We start from the raw sequence: 716 nt of genomic DNA on the forward strand, positions 1-716 counted from the left end.
GTGAGGATAATTCCCAGGTAGGAGGCAGCCCAGAAGAATGAGGAATCGGCGACAATGAGGACACGATCCCCTTTTGAGATTCCCTCAGATCGCAGGTAGGCCGCTACGCTCAAGACCCCTTTTTCCAGCTGGGAGTAGGTGAAATCACCCTCGCTGGTGAGTAAGGCGACCTTGTCGGTGGTCAGTCCGTTGTCAAGTAGGTAGGCGGCAGCATTCATGGGAAGTCTTTAAAGCTAATTTACCACAGCGCGGTCATTTCCAGACCGCACCACAGGGTTTAAAAGGGGTAAACCATACTTTCTAATCAGTGGTTGGTTCAAGGATATTGTCTCTCGCTCGTTCATCACGCCCTCGGCGTGATTCGCTAAAGACTCAAATCTCTCAAAGAAAAACCAATTCAGGTGAGGAGAAGATACGTCTGTCTTACTCTGCGCTACAGCTTTAAACCCTGAGATCGCTTCGCATGGTCTACAGCTTCCGCCTTCACTGAAGTTTCGGCGTGACAAGCGCGATGACAGCGTGGGGTCATCCTGTGAAACCCTGTGGTAGGGACTGGGAGTGTCCCTGCTGTGGTGAAAAAATCAGTTTTGGGTATTGCGCTACGTTCTCCCCCAGCCCTATGGTTTCCTCTGTGAGCTCTGCCCTCTGTGAGAGCCAGCTCTTGCCGCTTTAACAGGAAACCGGGGTTTACCCTGTGAAACCCTGCCTGCCATGAG

1 protein-coding gene is annotated in these 716 nt (G+C 52.0%); it reads right to left on the reverse strand.

Annotated elements, in window-relative coordinates; genetic code table 11:
* Positions 1 to 218 (reverse strand): AMP-binding protein (locus P1S59_14575; protein ID MDF1527449.1); only part of this gene is annotated, 218 nt, incomplete at its 3' end.
* Positions 219 to 716 lie beyond the last annotated feature (498 nt).

This window comes from bacterium (genome assembly GCA_029210965.1).
In the GTDB taxonomy this organism is placed as follows: Bacteria; BMS3Abin14; BMS3Abin14; order BMS3Abin14; family BMS3Abin14; genus JALHUC01.